Source organism: Azospirillum sp. VT-I1 (assembly GCF_055698305.1).
Genome location: NZ_CP168800.1, coordinates 145,783 through 163,217 on the forward strand (window position 1 = coordinate 145,783; position 17,435 = coordinate 163,217).

At 69.7% G+C, this 17,435-nt stretch carries 17 protein-coding genes and 2 pseudogenes; 13 read left to right on the forward strand and 6 right to left on the reverse strand.

Going from position 1 to position 17,435, the window contains the following annotated elements; genetic code table 11:
* Positions 1 to 43 precede the first annotated feature (43 nt).
* A pseudogene (locus AB8P05_RS00715) lies at positions 44 to 364 on the forward strand (response regulator transcription factor); the annotation flags it as partial.
* A 154-nt stretch (positions 365 to 518) separates the two neighbouring features.
* Complete coding sequence (locus tag AB8P05_RS00720; RefSeq protein WP_472759359.1) at positions 519 to 788, forward strand: hypothetical protein; 270 nt, start codon at positions 519 to 521, stop codon at positions 786 to 788.
* A gap of 6 nt (positions 789 to 794) precedes the next feature.
* Here AB8P05_RS00720 and AB8P05_RS00725 read toward each other — a convergent pair whose 3' ends face one another.
* Complete coding sequence (locus AB8P05_RS00725) at positions 795 to 1,406, reverse strand: nitrogen fixation protein NifQ (RefSeq protein WP_472758411.1); 612 nt, start codon at positions 1,404 to 1,406, stop codon at positions 795 to 797.
* A 121-nt stretch (positions 1,407 to 1,527) separates the two neighbouring features.
* Positions 1,528 to 1,977: a CoxG family protein gene (locus AB8P05_RS00730; protein WP_472758412.1), complete on the reverse strand. Its 450-nt coding sequence runs from the start codon at positions 1,975 to 1,977 to the stop codon at positions 1,528 to 1,530.
* Positions 1,978 to 2,100: 123 nt separating this feature from the next.
* On the opposite strand from AB8P05_RS00730, the gene AB8P05_RS00735 reads away from it, so the two are divergent.
* The 5 genes and pseudogenes from AB8P05_RS00735 to AB8P05_RS00755 all read left to right on the forward strand — a co-directional run bounded on the left by AB8P05_RS00735 (position 2,101) and on the right by AB8P05_RS00755 (position 7,944).
* On the forward strand, positions 2,101 to 2,520 hold the full coding sequence (locus tag AB8P05_RS00735; protein ID WP_472758413.1) for a secondary thiamine-phosphate synthase enzyme YjbQ: 420 nt from the start codon (positions 2,101 to 2,103) through the stop codon (positions 2,518 to 2,520).
* A 145-nt stretch (positions 2,521 to 2,665) separates the two neighbouring features.
* Positions 2,666 to 4,231: a DegQ family serine endoprotease gene (locus tag AB8P05_RS00740; protein WP_472758414.1), complete on the forward strand. Its 1,566-nt coding sequence runs from the start codon at positions 2,666 to 2,668 to the stop codon at positions 4,229 to 4,231.
* A 235-nt stretch (positions 4,232 to 4,466) separates the two neighbouring features.
* Positions 4,467 to 5,146, forward strand: a pseudogene (locus AB8P05_RS00745) (winged helix-turn-helix domain-containing protein).
* 24 nt (positions 5,147 to 5,170) lie between these two features.
* Complete coding sequence (locus tag AB8P05_RS00750; protein WP_472758415.1) at positions 5,171 to 6,601, forward strand: sensor histidine kinase; 1,431 nt, start codon at positions 5,171 to 5,173, stop codon at positions 6,599 to 6,601.
* Between the two features lie 230 nt (positions 6,602 to 6,831).
* Positions 6,832 to 7,944: an AI-2E family transporter gene (locus tag AB8P05_RS00755; RefSeq protein WP_472758416.1), complete on the forward strand. Its 1,113-nt coding sequence runs from the start codon at positions 6,832 to 6,834 to the stop codon at positions 7,942 to 7,944.
* A 4-nt stretch (positions 7,945 to 7,948) separates the two neighbouring features.
* On the opposite strand, the gene AB8P05_RS00760 is transcribed toward AB8P05_RS00755, so the two are convergent.
* On the reverse strand, positions 7,949 to 9,505 hold the full coding sequence (locus AB8P05_RS00760; protein ID WP_472758417.1) for an MDR family MFS transporter: 1,557 nt from the start codon (positions 9,503 to 9,505) through the stop codon (positions 7,949 to 7,951).
* Positions 9,506 to 9,793: 288 nt separating this feature from the next.
* Here AB8P05_RS00760 and ndk point away from each other — a divergent pair, with 288 nt between their 5' ends.
* Together ndk and AB8P05_RS00770 are read left to right on the forward strand one after the other, a co-directional pair.
* On the forward strand, positions 9,794 to 10,216 hold the full coding sequence (gene ndk / locus AB8P05_RS00765; protein ID WP_014197473.1) for a nucleoside-diphosphate kinase: 423 nt from the start codon (positions 9,794 to 9,796) through the stop codon (positions 10,214 to 10,216).
* A 159-nt stretch (positions 10,217 to 10,375) separates the two neighbouring features.
* Positions 10,376 to 10,882: a hypothetical protein gene (locus tag AB8P05_RS00770; RefSeq protein WP_455171417.1), complete on the forward strand. Its 507-nt coding sequence runs from the start codon at positions 10,376 to 10,378 to the stop codon at positions 10,880 to 10,882.
* 21 nt (positions 10,883 to 10,903) lie between these two features.
* On the opposite strand, the gene AB8P05_RS00775 is transcribed toward AB8P05_RS00770, so the two are convergent.
* On the reverse strand, positions 10,904 to 11,224 hold the full coding sequence (locus AB8P05_RS00775) for a cupin domain-containing protein (protein ID WP_455171418.1): 321 nt from the start codon (positions 11,222 to 11,224) through the stop codon (positions 10,904 to 10,906).
* A gap of 318 nt (positions 11,225 to 11,542) precedes the next feature.
* Here AB8P05_RS00775 and AB8P05_RS00780 point away from each other — a divergent pair, with 318 nt between their 5' ends.
* The 4 genes from AB8P05_RS00780 to AB8P05_RS00795 all read left to right on the forward strand — a co-directional run bounded on the left by AB8P05_RS00780 (position 11,543) and on the right by AB8P05_RS00795 (position 16,313).
* Positions 11,543 to 12,949 (forward strand): PAS-domain containing protein, encoded by a 1,407-nt coding sequence (locus AB8P05_RS00780; RefSeq protein WP_472758418.1) that lies wholly within the window; start codon positions 11,543 to 11,545, stop codon positions 12,947 to 12,949.
* On the forward strand, positions 12,895 to 14,145 hold the full coding sequence (locus AB8P05_RS00785) for a response regulator (RefSeq protein WP_472758419.1): 1,251 nt from the start codon (positions 12,895 to 12,897) through the stop codon (positions 14,143 to 14,145). The genes AB8P05_RS00780 and AB8P05_RS00785 overlap by 55 nt, the downstream gene beginning before the upstream one ends.
* A 42-nt stretch (positions 14,146 to 14,187) precedes the next feature.
* On the forward strand, positions 14,188 to 16,059 hold the full coding sequence (locus AB8P05_RS00790) for a response regulator (RefSeq protein WP_472758420.1): 1,872 nt from the start codon (positions 14,188 to 14,190) through the stop codon (positions 16,057 to 16,059).
* A 71-nt stretch (positions 16,060 to 16,130) separates the two neighbouring features.
* Positions 16,131 to 16,313, forward strand: coding sequence for a hypothetical protein (locus AB8P05_RS00795; RefSeq protein ID WP_455171421.1), 183 nt, complete (start codon positions 16,131 to 16,133; stop codon positions 16,311 to 16,313).
* A 103-nt stretch (positions 16,314 to 16,416) separates the two neighbouring features.
* Here the strand turns inward: AB8P05_RS00795 and AB8P05_RS00800 are convergent, their stop codons facing one another.
* Positions 16,417 to 16,602, reverse strand: coding sequence for a hypothetical protein (locus AB8P05_RS00800; protein WP_472758421.1), 186 nt, complete (start codon positions 16,600 to 16,602; stop codon positions 16,417 to 16,419).
* 355 nt (positions 16,603 to 16,957) lie between these two features.
* Positions 16,958 to 17,401, reverse strand: coding sequence for an ATP-binding protein (locus AB8P05_RS00805; protein ID WP_472758422.1), 444 nt, complete (start codon positions 17,399 to 17,401; stop codon positions 16,958 to 16,960).
* Positions 17,402 to 17,435: the final 34 nt, after the last annotated feature.

Consider the following 17,435-nt stretch of genomic DNA (forward strand, 5'->3'; position numbering starts at 1 on the left):
GACGGTATCAGTGGAAGGCGGCGACTTGGCTGGAGGATCGGGGATGGACACGCAGGCGATCGACTACTCCCGGCACCGCATCCTGGTGGTGGAGGACCAGCCCTTCGTCCGCCGTACCATCGTCCAGATCCTGGGCCAGATCGGCTTCCGCGACGTGGCGGAGGCCGACAACGGCGAGTCGGCGATGTATGAATGCATCCGTGTCAATCCCGACCTGATCGTCTGCGACATCGACATGAAGCCGGTCTCCGGCCTGCAGTTCCTGGCTCACCTGCGCGCCAGCACCGACGCCGCCAACCCGCGCGCCCCGGTGGTGTTCCTGACCAACCACACCGAATCCGAGATCGTGAAGCAGGCGATGGCGCTGGGCGTCAACGGCTTCGTGGTTAAGCCCCCGTCCTTCGCCGCGCTGAAGGAGCGGGTGGACAGGCTGCTGGGGGGCGGTGAGGGGACGTCCGGGCATCCTGGTCCTCGCGCTTGTCCTGACGGCCTGCTCCGGAGAGCCGTCGGAGGGCGACATGCGCAAGCTGGTGGAATCATACACCCGCCGCACGCTGGAGCGGCAGGGCAACAGCGCCTTCCGCGCCTTCGACAATTTCCGCAAGCAGGGCTGCGTCGAGGCGAAGCTGAAGAACGGACAGGACGGCAGCGGGCAGTATGACTGCTACTACGCCGCCACCTTCGTGCCGCAGCCGGGGCAGCCGCCGCTGACCGTCAACGGCAAGGGACGCTTCCGCCGCACCGACAAGGGACTGGCCTTCGAGGATCTGGGCGCCCAACCGCGTTGAGGCCGCTCATCCGGCGCGGGCGAGGCGCGACAGGGTCGCCAGCGGATCGCCGGTCTCCTCGCCGAAGCAGACCTCCACGTCGTCGCAAACCTCGCAGTTGGGTGATTTGCACAGCATCAGCCCCTCGCGCTCGCAAAGCTGCCGGTAGAAGAACTTCTTCCACTTCATGTCGCCGGCGTTCAGCGCCACCAGGGCCGGGAAATGGCGGCGGAACATCGTGTTCAACTCGCCGCGATGGTGGAACCCCATGTCCTGCCACAGATGGTTCGGCTCCAGCGACCGGCGGGCGAGGATGGCGGCCAGCCAGCGCTCCTCGTCCGTCCCGCGCGCGCCATGGTCGGCCAGGAAAGCGCGCAGGTCGGCCTCCTCGATGGCATCCTCACCGGTTTCCGGCCGGTCGGGCAGCGATGCGACCGCGGCGGCGAACTGCGGAGCGTGGCGGGCGGCCATCTCCGCAAGGTCGGCCTTGGTCAGGGCGAGCGCCTGGAGCATCGTCCGCGTCCCGTCCTCGGCGGCGATGGCGAGGATTCGGCCGAAGATCATGCCGTCGGCGGCGGGATCGTCCGGGTCGGTGCAATCCGGACCGCAGGCAGGCGAATGGGCTGAGAGCTTGGACATGTCCATCTCCACCGGCTGGAAGCACCCGCGACGCCTGTCATCCTGACCCAGGATGCTGCATGTGCGAAAGGCGCTGTGCGGCCCTCCGGCCTGCGGCATTGCGCCGCATTCTCCTGGCGTCTCAATCCGGGCGGGCGCCGATCTCCTCGGCGAAGCGTTCGAAGAAGCCGGCCAGCACCCGGTCGGTCTTGGCCTGCACCAGCTTCACCGCCAGCCGGCCGACCGCACCGCCCAGCGCCACCGTCAGGCTGTAGGTCAGCAGGGTGCGCCCGCCATCCTCCTCCAGAACCACCAGCGCCTCGCCCTTCACGGCGCCGGCCAGCCCGCCGTTGCCCTGGGCGATCAGCCGGTAGCGGTGGGGACCATCCTCCGGTTCCAGTTTCAGCCGGCCGGAGAAGCGCGCCTTCATCGGCCCCAGCGTGGTGCGCACCCGCGCGGCATAGTCGGTGGGGGACAGCCGCTCCATCTCTTCCAGAACGGGGATGCAGCGCATCAGCACCGCCGGGTCGCAGAGCGCCGCGAACACGCGGTCGCGCGGCCCGGGGACGCTGTGGGTGCCGGTGATGTCCATGCGCCGTCTTCCTCTTCCGCAATCCCGCCCGTTCGCGATCCCGGCGCAGCGGCCGGGCAGACACATCTGGTAATGCTGACGCCCGGAACCAAGCCGGCGAACTCCACGACGAGGACAGATCCCATGCGACAAGCCGCCACGACCCTGACGATCCCCACCCGCGGCGCCGGACTGGTCGAGGTGACGGCCCCGATACGGCGCTGGGTGGCGGAGCAGGGGATGGCCACCGGCCTGCTGACGGTCTTCTGCCGCCACACCTCTGCGTCCCTGACCATCCAGGAGAACGCCGACCCCGACGTGCAGGCCGACCTGCTGCGCTTCTTCCGCCGTCTGGTGGCGGAGGACCCGTCGCTCTACGACCACACCACCGAGGGGCCGGACGACATGCCGGCACATATCCGCTCCGCGCTGACCGGCGTCAGCCTGTCGATCCCGGTGATGGACGGGGAGCCGGTGCTGGGCACTTGGCAGGGCATCTACCTGTTCGAACATCGCGCCCGCCCGCACCGGCGGGAGATCGCGCTGCATCTGCTGGGGGAGTGAGGCACGGGGAATGAGGTGCCGGGTACGATTTGCTCGGCCTGCCTGAAATATCTTTCATCCGGTCGCAAGGCGGCGGTGAACGGCGGCTTCCTAGATTGGGGACAACACCGGGCAGCCGGAACCGAATCACTGGAGTGCCGCCGTCATGACCACCACCCCCTCCACCACGCTGAACCGTCCGAACCGGCTGCGCCGCACCGTGGCCGCCCTGCTGCTGGGCTCCACCGTGCTGACGGGGCCGGCGCTGGCCGGATGGGCTGCGTCGCACGCGCAGCAAGCCGCCGCACCGCCGGCCGTGGCCGTGGTGCAGGACACGCCGTCCAGCTTCGCCGACCTCGCCGCCAAGGTCAGCCCCGCCGTCGTCAACATCGCCGCCACCCAGGAGGCCAAGGCCGAACCGCGGGCGCAGCGCGGCCCCGGCATCCCCGGCTTCCCGCCCGGCTCGCCCTTCGAGGAGTTCTTCCGCCAGTTCCAGGACCAGATGGGCCGGGACGGCGGTCCCGGCGGCGACCAGGACGACCAGCGTCCCGGACCGCGCGGCAGGAGCGGCGCGCTCGGCTCCGGCTTCATCATCGACCCGGCCGGCTTCGTCGTGACCAACAACCATGTCATCGACGGCTCCAGCGAGATCACCGTCACCCTGCAGGACGGCACCGCCATGCCGGCCAAGGTGATCGGCCGCGACGCCAAGACCGACATCGCCCTGCTGAAGGTGGAACCGAAACAGCCGCTGCCCGCCGTCGACTGGGCCGACAGCGACAAGACCCGCGTCGGCGACTGGGTGATGGCCGTCGGCAACCCGTTCGGGCTGGGCGGAACCGTCACCAAGGGCATCGTCTCGGCCCGCGGGCGCGACATCCACAGCGGGCCCTATGACGACTATTTCCAGCTCGACGCCGCCATCAACCGCGGCAACTCGGGCGGCCCGACCTTCGATCTCGCCGGCCGGGTGATCGGCATCAACACCGCCATCTACTCCCCCAACGGCGGTTCGGTCGGCATCGGCTTCGCAATCCCGTCCAACCTTGCCAAGGATGTGGTGGCCCAGCTGAGGGAAAGCGGCAAGGTCGAGCGCGGCTGGCTCGGCGTGAAGATCCAGGAGGTGACGCCCGACATCGCCGACAGCGTAGGTCTGCCCGCCGCCAAGGGCGCGCTGGTGGCCGAGGTCACCGCCGACAGCCCGGCCCAGCGCGCCGGCCTGCGCCAGGGCGACGTGGTGCTGAGCTATGCCGGCAAGTCGGTCAACAGCCTGCGCGATCTGACCCGCAACGTGGCCGACACCAAGCCCGGCGACACGGTGGAGCTTAAGGTGGTGCGCGGCGGCCGCGAGACGGCGGTGCAGGTGCGCATCGACCGCCTTGCCGAAGAGCCGCAGGTCGCGTCGGCTGATACCGGCGGCGCCGACAAGCAGACGGGCGAGGTCGCCCCGGTGAAGGGGCTGAAGCTCGCCCCGCTGGACCAGGCGGCGCGCAAGCGCCTGGGCATCGGCGACGACGTGCAGGGCGTTCTGGTGACCGGGCTGGCCGGCAGCGTCGATGTGCCGGTGCGTCCCGGCGACGTGATCGCGCGCATCGGCGACGCCGAGGTGAAGAGCCCGGCCGACGTCCGCCAGCATGTGGCCGAAGCCGAGAAGGCCGGGCGGAAAGCGGTGCTGATGCTCATCAACCGGCAGGGCAACGAGACCTTCGTCGCGTTGAAGCTGAAGGCGTGATGTGAAGTCTGGCCGGCGCCCACGCCCTCTCCCGCCCCGGGAGAGGGAAGGGGCCCATGGCGCAAGCCATGGGAAGGGTGAGGGGTGATCCGAGAATCCGTGCGCTTCTTGATCCTTGCCGTCCCCCTCACCCTCCCCACGCCTTCGGCGCGGGTCCCCTCCCTCTCCCGGGGCGGGAGAGGGAAATGTTCGCTCGCGCTTGGCCGGGCTGTTTTGGGAGGCTACACTCGTGCTCATGAAAATTCTCGTCATTGAAGATGATCGCCAGGCCGCCAGCTATCTCGCCAAGGGGCTGAAGGAGGCGGGCCATGTGGTGGACGTCGCCAACGACGGGAAGGAGGGCCTGTTTCTGGCCGGTGCCGAGCATTACGACGTGATGATCGTCGACCGCATGCTGCCCGGCCGCGACGGGCTGTCGCTGGTCCAGGTGCTACGGGCGGCCGGCAACGACACGCCGGTGCTGTTCCTGTCGGCGCTGGGCAGCGTGGACGACCGGGTCAAGGGGCTGAAGGCCGGCGGCGACGATTACCTGACCAAGCCCTTCGCCTTCTCCGAGCTTTTGGCCCGAATCGAGGTGCTGGTGCGCCGGCGGGGTGCGGCGCAGCCGCAGACCCGGCTGGTGGTGGGCGACCTGGAGCTGGACCTGCTGTCGCGCAGCGTGAAGCGCGCCGGCAAGGCCATCGACCTGCTGCCGCGCGAGTTCACGCTGCTGGAGTACCTGATGCGCAACGCCGGCAGCGTGGTGACCCGGACCATGATGCTGGAGAATGTCTGGGATTATCACTTCGATCCCCAGACCAACGTCATCGACGTGCACATCGCCCGCCTGCGCCAGAAGATCGACAAGGATTTCCCCACCCCCTGATCCACACCGTGCGCGGTGCCGGCTACAGCCTGCGCGCGGCGGAGGGGTGACGGGGCTTTCGCGATGCGTGACGTATGAAGCATGAAGGCGCGGCCGGCGGCCGGGACGGATTCCTTGCCGCGGGCCTGCGGCTGGTGCGGACCACCGCGTTCCGGCTGGCGCTGCTCTATCTGGCGATGTTCGTGCTTTCGGTCGGGCTGATCCTGGGCGTGGTCTACCGCACCACCGCCGGATTCCTGGAGCAGGAGATCGGCGAGACCATAGCGCTGGAGGTCGCCGGGCTGCAGGACCATTACCGCATCCACGGGCTGCCCGGTCTGGTGGACGTGGTGCGGACGCGCAGCGCGGTCCCCAACAACAACTCCATCTATCTGCTGACCACCGCCGCCGGGGTGATCCTGGCCGGCAACCTGTCGGGCTGGCCGGCGGCGGTACCCAACGCCAGCGGCTGGACCCATTTCAAGGTCGCCGACTATGGCGGGGTCACCAACCGGCCCTCGACCGCGCAGGCCGTGACCTTCACCCTGCCGGGGCAGTTCCGCCTGCTGGTCGGCCGCGACATGAGCGAGATCGACCAACTGCGCGCCCGCATGTTCCGCTCGCTCGGCTGGATCCTGGGCTCCACCGCGCTGCTCGGGCTGGGGGGCGGGCTGCTGATGAGCCGCGGCGCCATGCGGCGGATCGAGGCGATCAACCGCACCACCCGCCAGATCATGAGCGGCGACCTGAGCGACCGGGTGCCGCGCTTCGGCGGCGGCGACGAGATGGACCGGCTGGCCGGCAACCTGAACGCCATGCTGGACCGGATCGAGCGGCTGATGACCGGGATGCGGCAGGTGACCGACAGCGTCGCCCACGACCTGCGCACGCCGCTGACCCGTCTGCGCTCCCGCATCGAGCTTGCCCTGCTTCACGAGACCGAGGACCCGGAGGTCTACCGCACCGTCCTGCAGGACACGATCGCCGAGGCCGACCGGCTGCTCGCCACCTTCAGCGCCCTGCTGTCGATCGCGGAGGCCGAATCGGGGGCCAAGCGGCAGGATTTCGTGCCGGTCGATCTGGCCGAGGTGGTCGAACTCGCCGCCGATCTCTATGAGCCGGTGGCGGACGAGCGCGGTCAGCGGTTGAGCGTGGATGTCCGGGGCAAGCCGACGGTGCACGGCAACGGCCAGCTTCTGGCCCAGGCGGTGTCGAACCTGCTGGACAACGCCATCAAATACACGCCGGAAGGCGGCGTCATCGCCCTGGTGCTGGAAGGCCCGGCGCCCGGCCGCGCCGCCTGCATCTCGGTGGCGGACAGCGGACCCGGCATCCCGGCGGAGATGCGCGACAAGGTGTTGCAGCGTTTCGTCCGGCTGGACACCGCCCGCGCGTCGCCCGGCAACGGGCTGGGGCTGAGCCTCGTCGACGCGGTGGCGACGCTGCACGGCGCGCGGCTGGAGCTGGAGGACAATGCGCCGGGCCTGCGGGTGAGCCTGGTGTTCCCGCCCGAGGCGCGGCGCTGAACGCTTCGACCCCAAAAAAGCCCGCCATGCGGCGGGCTTTCGAAGTGACATCAGCGAGAATGACTCCTTGGCGTCCCACCTGATATGGGGCAGGGGCGGACGGCTTCCATACCCATCTTCGGACTACCGCCGACGGCCTAGCCTGCCGACTTTCCGCAACGTCGGGTGGGCGCGCGCGTTCTCCCCCAGGGCCGTCCGTCCGGCGGCCGCAAGCGCGGGAGTTCCGAGAGATGGCGATACCCAGCCGCCCCAAGGCCCAGCAGACCGCTTCCCCGGGCGCCGCCGCGCCCGGCCGGACCGGCGGCGCGGCGATGCAGGAGGAGCCGCCGGCGCGGGCCGGCCGCGGCGAACTGGCCGTCTTCACCTGGAAGGTGCTGATCGTCGCCGGGGTGGCGGCGCTTGGCCTGTTCCTGTGGCGGGTGTCGGGGACGCTGCTGCTGATCTTCACCGGCGTGCTGTTCGCCATCCTGCTGCAGCGGCTGGCCGGCTATGTCCGGCGGGCGACCGGGCTGGGCCATGGCTGGGCGCTGGCCATCGTGCTGGTGGTGCTGGTTCTGCTGGTCGGCGGCGGCGGCTGGCTGATGGGCACCTCGATGGCGGCACAGCTCGGCCAACTGCAGGAGCAGGTGACCAAGGCCATCGGCATGCTGCCGGACGAATGGCGCCAGCGCATCATGGACCAGGGCAAGGAGTGGCCCTGGATGAACCAGCTCGGCAGCTTCGCCTCCGGCCTCGTCTATGTCGTCGGCGACGCGGTGGTGGTGATGTTCGCGGCGCTCTATCTGGCGGCCTCGCCGGGCGTCTACCGGCGCGGCGTGGTGCTGCTGGTGCCGCCGCAAGGGCAGGACCGGGCCTGCGAGGTGATGGAGGTGGCCGGCGACAGCCTGTGGAAATGGCTGATCGGCCAGCTGGCGGCGATGGCCGCGGTGGGGACGCTGACCGCCGTCGGGCTGTGGCTGCTGGGCATCCCGTCGGCGCTGGCCCTGGGGATGGTGGCCGGGCTGCTGGAGTTCATCCCGCTGATCGGCCCCTTCCTGGCGGCCGTCCCGGCCCTGCTGATCGCCTTCGCCCAGTCGCCGCAGGATGCGCTGTGGGTCGCCGGGCTCTATCTGGTCATCCAGCAGGTTGAGGGGAACCTCGTCACCCCGCTGCTGCAGAAGCAGGTGGTCGATCTGCCGCCGGTGGTCACCATCGGCGCCATCGCCGCCGGCGGCGTGCTGTTCGGCGTCCTCGGCATGTTCCTGGCGACGCCCATCGCCGTGGTCGTGCTGGTGCTGGTCAACCTGCTCTACATCGAGGACAAGCTGGGCCAGCCCAGGCATTTCCCCAGCAACGGGTCCTGACGCGTCACCCCTCCGCCGCCGGGGCGGCCTCGCCCCGGCCGTTGCGGGAGGAGCGCAGCGGCAGTTCCTTCAGGAACAGGGTCATGGCGAAGGACACGACCGCCAATGCCGCCGCCAGCAGGAACAGGGTGGCGAAGCCGTGCTCCAGCGTCGCCACCACCCCGCCGCGGACGGCCGGGGGCAGGTCGGCCAGTGCAGCGGCGCCATGGTCCAGCACCGCACGGCCGGACAGGCCGGCCCCTTCCAGCCGCTCCGACACCACCGCGTTGAACACGGCGCCGAAAACCGCCACGCCGACCGAGCCGCCGAGCGAACGGAAGAAGCCGACCGAGGCGGTGGCCGCCCCCAGGTCGCGCTGCTCCACCGCATTCTGCACGGCCACCGTCATCACCGGCATGACCAGACCCAGCCCCATGCCCAGCGGCACCAGGATCAGCGTCGACCACAGCCCGCTGGCGGCCAGCTCCGGCAGGGTGCCGAGCAGCGCGTACATAACCCCCGACAGCGCCAGCCCGGCCAGCGGGAACGCCTTGTAGCGCCCGGTGCGCGCGATCAGCCGGCCGCCGCCGACCGACCCGAAGGTCATGCCCAGCACCAGCGGCAGAAGCAGCAGGCCGGACAGGGTGGCGCTGGCGCCCTGCACCAGCTGCAGGTGCAGCGGCAGATAGACGATGCCGGCGAACAGCACCATCGCCGACACCGCGACCACCGGCGTCGCCACCGCGACCACCGGCCGGCGGAACAGGTGCAGCGGCAGGATCGGCTCGTCGATCCGGCGCTCGTGCCACAGGAAGACGGCCAGCATGGCGAGGCCCCCCGCCAGCAGGGCCAGCGCCGCCGGGCTGCCCCAGCCCATCGCCTCCCCGCGGGTAGCGTAGACCAGCAGGCAGGTCACGGCACCGGTCAGCAGCGCCGCACCCGCCACGTCGATGCGCGGCTTCGCCCGGCCGGCGGGCAGGCGCGACAGGGTGCTGCGGGTCATGGCGAAGGCCGCCACCCCCAGCGGCAGGTTGATGAGGAAGATCCAGTGCCAGCCGATCGTCTCGGTGAAGACCCCGCCCAGCAGCGGCCCGGCGACGCTGGCCAGCGCGAAGACGCCGCCGATCATCCCCTGGTAGCGCCCGCGCTCCCGCGGGGCCACCACGTCGCCGATGATGGTGAAGGCCAGCGACATCAGCCCGCCGCCGCCCAGCCCCTGCAGGCCGCGGAACAGGATCAGCTGGGTCATGCTCTGCGCCGCCGCGCACAGGACGGAGCCGACCAGGAACAGCAGGATCGCCGTCTGCAGCACGCGCTTGCGGCCGTAGAGGTCCGACAGCTTGCCGTAGATCGGCGTCGTGGTGGTGGAGGTCAGCAGATAGGCGGTGACCACCCAGGGCAGCATCTCCAGCCCGCCGAACTGGCTCGCCATCGTCGGCAGCGCCGTCGCGACGATGGTCTGGTCCATTGCCGCCATCAGCATCGCCAGCGCCACCCCGCTGAACACGCGCAGGATCTCCTGGTGGGTGAAGACCGGCGGGACATCGTCGGGGGAAGCGGGGCGGGCGGCGGTCTCGGTCATGGTCGGGCGTCTCGGCCGTTGAGGTCGTTGCACGGGGCACCGGAGGCGGACCCACCATAGACTTGGAAGCGTTCCATGCAAGCCCGTTGGGGCAAGTCCGATGGGGCAAGCCCGATGCCGCAAGTCCGACAGCACAGGTCCGATGGCGGTTCCGCCGCATTCTCCAACGAACGCCTTGCCGCGCCGCCAAAGCGCCTCTATAAAGCCGCCCATCGGCGCCCCGGTTCAACCGGTGGCGCCTGCATGCTTTTTAATCGGCGAAAAGCCTTACCTGCAGGAGTCACCACCATGGCCGTCGAACGGACCCTCTCGATCATCAAGCCCGATGCCACCCGCCGCAACCTGACCGGCAAGATCAACGCCAAGTTCGAAGACGGCGGTCTGCGCATCGTCGCCCAGAAGCGCGTCCAGCTGTCGAAGGCCCAGGCCGAGCAGTTCTACGGCGTCCATCGCGAGCGTCCGTTCTTCAACGACCTGGTGTCGTTCATGATCTCCGGCCCGGTGGTCCTGCAGGTCCTGGAAGGCGAGAACGCCATCGCCCGCAACCGCGAGATCATGGGCGCCACCAACCCGGCCAACGCCGCCGAGGGCACCATCCGCAAGGAGTTCGCCGAATCGATCGAGGCGAACTCGGTCCACGGTTCGGACGCCCCGGAGACGGCCGCCCAGGAGATCGCCTTCTTCTTCGCCGGCATCGAGCTGGTGGGCTGATACCGCTCGGCCGGGCATCGCGCCCGGCCGGCCGAGGAAAGGGCCGCCTCCGCAGGGAGGCGGCCTTTTTTGCGTTTTGCATCAAGCTCTGGCAGTATCGTGGGCCACAGACCTTTTGCCCCGCGAGCGCCGGGGCCGAATCCGACAGGAGTGCCCGCGATGGAATCCCAATCCGCAAAGCCGATCATCGCGGCGCTGCTGCAACCGCTGCCCGTGCTGACTCAGCCGCAGGCCCGCAACGATCTGGCGGACGAATCCGTGGTTCGGCTGCTGGTCCGCCAGTTCATCGACCTCAGCCTCGACGCCTTCAATCAGGTCCTGCAGGGCAAGCTCGACCAGGACGAGGCGGTGGACGGCATCAACCGGCAGGCGACCGCGCTGAACGCCGTTTTCCTCGGCACCAGCGGGTTCGAGACCGTCATCACCCACCCCTGGAACACGCCGGAAAAGCTGGGCGCCTTCCTGAAGGACATGGTGGCGCTGGAGTATCCGGAGGACGATTGCGTCCGCGCCATGCTGATCCATCTGGCGACCCAGGTGATGCACGCGCTGCGCCTGCCGGACGAGGAGCGCCAGGAGGAGGTGGAGGCGCTGACCCTGGACGCCGCCGACCTGCTGCTGGGCCGCGAACCGGAAGACGACGACGGCATCGAAATAGAGGTCTGAGACGGCGGGCGCCCCGCGGCCTCAGCCCGCCGGGTGCAGCAGGTTCACCTCGATCAGCACCGTGTCCTCGACGAAATCCGCGCTGTGCCAGGCGTCGGGATCGAAGCGGATGACCATGCCCGGACGCAGGTCCACCGGCCCGGCCTCGCAGGTCAGCAGGGCGCGCCCTTCCACGACCATGACGAACTGTTCATGGGCGTGGCTGTGGCGCGGGGCGCTGGTGCCGGCCTTGATGACCACATGCTTCAGCGACGCGCCCACGCCAAGGAATTCGCGCCGCTCCGCTCCGCCGGCGGTCTGGGCCGGAAGATCGCTCCATGTGACGACGTCTGCCTTGGGCATCGCGGCTCCTCTCCTGGCGGTGGCAAACGGCTGATACGTGAGCCGGCGCTGTCCGGATCTCCGCCGCGCCGGACGAATTCGGATAGGTGCCCTGCCGGTGCGAAAAGCAACCGTTTGAAGAAGCGCGCATTGGCGCGTCGAAGTTCGAATCGCCGTGCGATGCGGCGCGCCAGTCCGCAGGTGGGCCGAAGTGATTCCGGATGCTTCATTCCTGGGAAAGCTTGGTCTCGAAACCAGCTGTTAACGCCTCGCCTACTATGACGGTGGGGTTCGACATATCTGTGTCGGGCACCCACCCTTCGGACCGGCGGAGGCACCGTGGACGTTGCAGACACCGACCGCCCGCTCCGCACTGCGGGTGCCGCCGAACCGGTCGCCGGGCTCTCCCGCCATGCCTCGCTTCCCGGCCTTCTCGCCGGGCTGGCCGGCTTCGGCACCCTGGCCGGGCTGGCGCTGTCCGGGCAGGCCGGCTGGCCGGCGGCGGGCGCCCTGACCCTCGCCGGCGGGCTGGCGCTGTGGAGCGCCCGGCGGGCCGCCGCCGGTGCCGCGGCGCTGGCGCGGTCGGACGCAGCCCTGGAACGGGCGCGGGACGATCTGGCCGCGATGCGGGCCCGCGCCCGCGACTTCACCGCCGCCTCTCCCGGCTGGTTCTGGGAAACGGGGGCGGACCACCGGTATCTCTTCATGTCCGGCCGGCTGAAGACCCTGCTGCGCTGCGATCCCGCCAGCGTGTTCGGCGATTCGCTGCTCGACCTGGGATCGCTGGTCGATGACGAGGCGACCTGGGCCGAATACCGCGCCGATATCGAGGCCGGCCGTCCCTTCCGCGACCTGGAGGTGAGCTTCGAGGGGGTGGACGGCCGCGACCTCGTGCTGCGGCTCAGCGCCGTGCCGGTGCGCGACGCCGAAGGGCGTTTCCGCGGCTATCGCGGCTGCGGCATCGACGCGACTGCCGAAACCCTGGCGCTGGTGGAGGCGCGCTTCATGCAGGCGGTGGTGCATGACGCCATCGACAGCGTGTCGGAGGGTTTCGTTCTGTTCAGTGCCGACGGGCGGCTGCTGATCTGCAACGAGCAGTACCGCCGCGCCTATCCCACCATCGCCGACCTGCTGACCCCCGGCCGCAGCTTTGCCGAGATCCTGCGGGCGGCGGCGGAGCGCGGCGGCTATGAGGGGGAGGACGACATCGGCGCCTGGGTGGAGCAGCGGCTGACCCGCCATCTCCAGCATTCCGCCCCGGTGGACGGCCGGCTGTCCGACGGGCGCTGGTACCGCATCAGCGAGCATGCGACCGGCACCGGCGGCGTTGTGAAGATCCTGATGGACATCACCGAGCTGAAGACGCGGGAGGAGGAGCTGGCCGGCCAGACCGCCCGCCTGAAGCAGAGCGTCACCGCCCTCAGGGAAAGCGAGCTGCGCTACCGCCAGCTGGTGGAGCTGGCGCCTTACGGCATCGTCATCTGGGACCGTAGCGCCATCCGATTCGCCAACGGCGCCGCCGCCGCGATCCTGGGCGTGGCCGCCGATGCCCTGGAGGGCCGGTCGCTGGCCGGCTTCCTGGAGGATGGCGACGCGCTGGAGGCGGCATTCGCCGCGGCGGCGGAGGGGAGCAGCGGCGGCGGCTGGAATGCGACGCCCTGCGCCCGAACGGCGAGTGCCGCCGGCTGGAGGTGGGGGCGAGCCCGGCGGTCTATGGCGGTGCGGCGGCGGTCCTGCTCGTGCTGAACGACATCACCGACCGGCGCCGGGTGGAGGGCGAGCTTCAGCGCGCCCAAAAGATGGAGGCAGTCGGCCGCATGGCCGGCGGCATCGCCCATGAATTCAACAACATGCTGACCGCCATCGGCGGCTTCGCCCGGCTGGCGGAGCGCAACCCCGGCGATCCCGACCGCGTCCTGACCTGCGTGCAGGAGATCGCCAAGGCATCCGAACGGGCGGCGGCGCTGACTGGCCAGCTTCTGGACTTCTCCCACCGCCGGGTGACCGACGAGCGGGAGGTTGTGGCGATTGCCCCGCTGGTGCGTGATTTGCGCGTCTTCCTGAAGCCGCTGCTGAGCGCCGGAATCGACGTGGCGATCCATGCCGGGGAGGAGGACGCCACCTATGGCGCTTCCCGGGACGCTTATGCGCTGGTCAATCCGGTCACGCTGAACCAGGCGCTTCTGAACCTCGCCCTGAATGGGCGCGACGCCATGCCGGACGGTGGCACCCTGACCATCGCCGTGACGGTGGAGACGCCGGACGACGCCTTCTTCGCCCGCCACAGCGGACTGAAGCCCGGCCGCTATGTGGCGATCCGCGTGAGCGACCAGGGCGGCGGCGTTCCGGCCGGAATCCGCGACCGCATCTGGGAGCCCTTCTTCACCACCAAGGAACCGGGAAAAGGCACCGGGCTCGGCCTGTGGATGGTCTATGGCACGGCCCAGCAGGCCGGCGGCGCCGTGGAACTGGAAGGGGAGGAGGGGCGCGGCGCCACCTTCGCCCTGTTCCTGCCGGCGGTGGAGCCGCCCACCGCCCCCCTGGGGCTGGACCCGCTGACCGTCGCGGAGGGCGAGGGGGCCGTCATCCTGCTGGCGGACGACGAGGACTCGGTGCGCCGCTACCTGCGTCTGGTGCTGGAGGAGGCCGGCTGTACGGTGGTCGAGGCGTCGGACGGGCAGGATGCGCTGGAGCGCTATGACGAGGCCGGCGGCCTGTTCGACGCGGTGGTCAGCGACGTGTCGATGCCGCGGATGAACGGGCTGGAGTTGGCCCGCGCGCTGGAGACGCGCAACCCGCATCTGCCCATCCTGTTCCTGACCGGCTATGCCTCGCGCCAGACGGCGGCCGGGCTGACCGCGCAGGCCGGGCGGCAGATCGTGATGAAGCCCGTGGCGCCGGAGCGGCTGCTCCAGGCCCTGCGCGACCTGCTGGCGGGGTGAGGGCGGCGATGGAGTCTCCCCCACGACGACCGCGCCGACCCGGTGCCGCCCGCCGCGTCGGACGAGGCGGACGGCGCCGCCGCCGCGGTCTGTCGGGAGCCGGCGGATTTCTACACGCCCGCCGGCCGCGACGGCGTCGGCCGCTTCTGCCGCCGCTTCCTCGACGAGAATGCGCTGACGGCGACGGAGCTGCTGCACCACCCGCGCCATCAGACCTCGCTGTCCAACACCGCCACCTTCGTCGCCATCCTGACCCAGGCCGAACGGGCCATGGACCGGCCGGGCGCCCAGAAGGGCGCGCTGACCCCGCTGGTCAACGAGATCGCCCGGCTGACGCGGGAAAGGCTGAAGGAGAATCCGCCACCCGATTTCCTGCCCGGCGCCTATCCCGGCATGGCGGCGGAGCTGCTGTCCAACGGCGGCTTCCTCGGCCGCTTCCTGCTGGACGCCGCCATCGCCCAGCACATCGCCACCTGCCGCAGCTTTGCCGAGAAGGCCGAGTCCCTACTGGAACTGGCGGAGACCACCGAGCATCCCGACGCGCTGGGGCCGCTGGAGCGGCTGCTGGGCGAGATCATGCTGAGCGACGCCGGCACCGCGTCCTGCGCGCGCGATGCGTCCTTCGTCATGCTGATCGACCTGATCGTGACGCTGGTCGCCGCCGACCGGCCGATGCCGGAAGAGGCGCCGCCGGTCTTCCGCCGGCTGGACGCGCTGATGCGGCGGGTGCCGATGCCGGCCCTGCGCGAGGCGCTGACCGCCGCCTTCCGCCGCGAGATGGCCAAGCCCGCCTGCTTCACCATCGCCAGCGCCGGCGACATGTTCGGCATCGAGGCGGTGCAGCGCGAGATCCTGGCGCTGAGCGACCTGTCCGCCCGGCTGCGCGACCGCGAGGGCAACTATGCCGGCGGTGCCCGGACCGAGGCGGCGCTGCAGCGGCGCACCGCCCTGCTGGTCAACGAGGACACGGTTCCGGAGATCACGCGCGGCCGCAACTTCATGCAGAAGCTGCGCATCCTGTTCGTCCTGCAGAAGATGCCGCTGTCGCCCACCGCGGCCAAGGCGGTCACCGATTACCTGAAGAGCTTCTTCGACAGCCGCGACTTCGCCGGCCGGCTGCTGGATTGCTGGAAGGACCGCAACGAGAAGCTGAAGGGGTTGGCGGAGGTCCAGCGCATGGTCCAGTCCAGCGCCTTCCCGGAGGAGGAGCGCGAGTATCTGGCCGGCCAGATCGACGACATCCAGAACGCCTTCCTGCGCACCCAGCGCGTGCTGGCCCCGCTGATCCAGGCGAAGGACGACCCGCCGGCCGACACCGTGCTGGACATCGTCCGTCTGGCGGGGGAGGGGGCCTTCTGCAGCGGCAAGAGCCGACTGGCGGTGGCCCGGGTCCTCTACCGCCACTGCCACCGGCCGCGCTTCGTCCGCCATGTGCTGTTGAACGCGCCGGGCCCGAAGGAGCGGGCGGCGCGGGCCGGCTGGCTGCGCCAGTCGCTGGCGATGGTCGGCGTGCCCTTCATCGACCTTGCCGTCCAGCGGGTGCTGGTGGTGGACGACGAGGACGGGCCGCGCGCCTTCGTCACCTCCGTCCTCCGCGAACTGGGCATCGGACAGGTCGACACCGCGGTCGACGGCCAGGACGCCCTGCAGCGCTTCCAGGCCGACGGGTCGGCCTACGACCTGATCGTCTGCGACTGGATGATGCCGCGGATGAGCGGTCTGGACCTGCTGAAGCGCGTGCGCGAGACGCGCAGCGACCTGCCGTTCCTGATGGTCACGGCACTCGCCACGCTGGAGGCGGTGAAGAAGGCGCTGGCCCACCAGGTCAGCGGCTACATCGCCAAACCCTTCACCCCGGACCAGCTGGAGGAGAAGGTCTTCCTGGTCCTGGCGCAGAAGGGAATCGGGGAGTAGGGCGGGGGACGGGGACCAAAGGGCGCGCGGGGCTGTTGTGGTGCGGAGACCCCATGGCAAGGAGCCGTCCGATGGCAGACCAGACAGCGAACGAAGGCAAGGCCCTGACGAACGAGCCCGACCGCGACATCGCCGACCCGTTGGAGGCGGCGAAGGCGGTCTCCGACACCGGCAAGCCGATCACCCCCGACACCGAATCGGCCAAGCACATCGACCGCCCGGCGGAGAAGGGCAAGGCCGGGAAGAAGAAGTGAAGGGCAGGCTAGCGAATCCCCTCTCCCCTCAGGGAGAGGCGGATTTTCGGGCTGATCGGGCAGTTTTCAGCGGAAAAGGGCACGGGCTTCAAGCGCCATACGCTCAGCGGAGATCGAGTCCCGCCTGCTTGAAAGCGCGGGCGAGGGCGTCGACGATGGCCGGATCGACTTCGCCTGTTCCGTAATCGAGATTCATCACGGCGTACCACGGCACACCGGCCTTGTTCGCCAGCATCCGTGTCGACCAGCCAAGGCGCAGGCGTGCCTCTTGGCACTGCGTCCCGGTCATGATGCGTCGACTCCACACGTTAGCGTTCGCCTTCCATGTCCCGATCCTTGCCGGACAGTGGTAGCCCGTCTTGGACCGATGATCGTCGATAATAATGCTGTAAACCGCCAAGCTTGTCATGTGTCGGTTTGTTGCAAAGCGAAACGCCCTGCTTTGCCGGATTGTCATGGAAGACAAGCGGCAGACAACCGGTGAAAACACTTAAAATTCGCGGGGCAATTGATTTGACCTTGCGGCTGCTGTGGACTTTCCCGGCGGCAGGGAGCGCAGAGGCGCCGCCACGGCTAGTCCACAGGTCATAACCCCGATTTCAGCAAGGCAATTGACGCAAGTCAGGCGCCGCCGCAGGTTGCGGTCAGCCGAAGCTCTTGGCGAGCAGGACCAGATTGCGGCCGCCCTCGCGCCGGTAGTTTGCACGGTCCATCGTCTTCTTGACCAGGAAAACGCCGAGGCCGCCGACTCGGCGGTCGTCGACGTCGCTGGTCAGGTCGGGCGGCGGGGCGTCGGCGAAGGGATCGAAGGCGGCGGCGTCGTCTTCCACCTCCGCCCGCAGCTCCGTGCCGTCCGTCTCCATCCGCACCCGGATCTCGTGCAGGCCGGCGTCGTCGTAGCCGTAGGAGACGGTGTTGGTGATCAACTCGTCGAAGCAGAGATTGAACTTGAAGGCGAGGTCGGGCGGCAGCTGGTTGCGCTCGATGAACGCTTCCACTGCTTCGGCCAGCCGTTCCAGTTCCGACAGCTCGTTGCGCAGGACCATGTCCAGGCGGCTCGCCACGGCACCGTCAACCCGCTCATCCATGCGCCGATCCTCCCCACTTGGTCCGGTTGGTTGT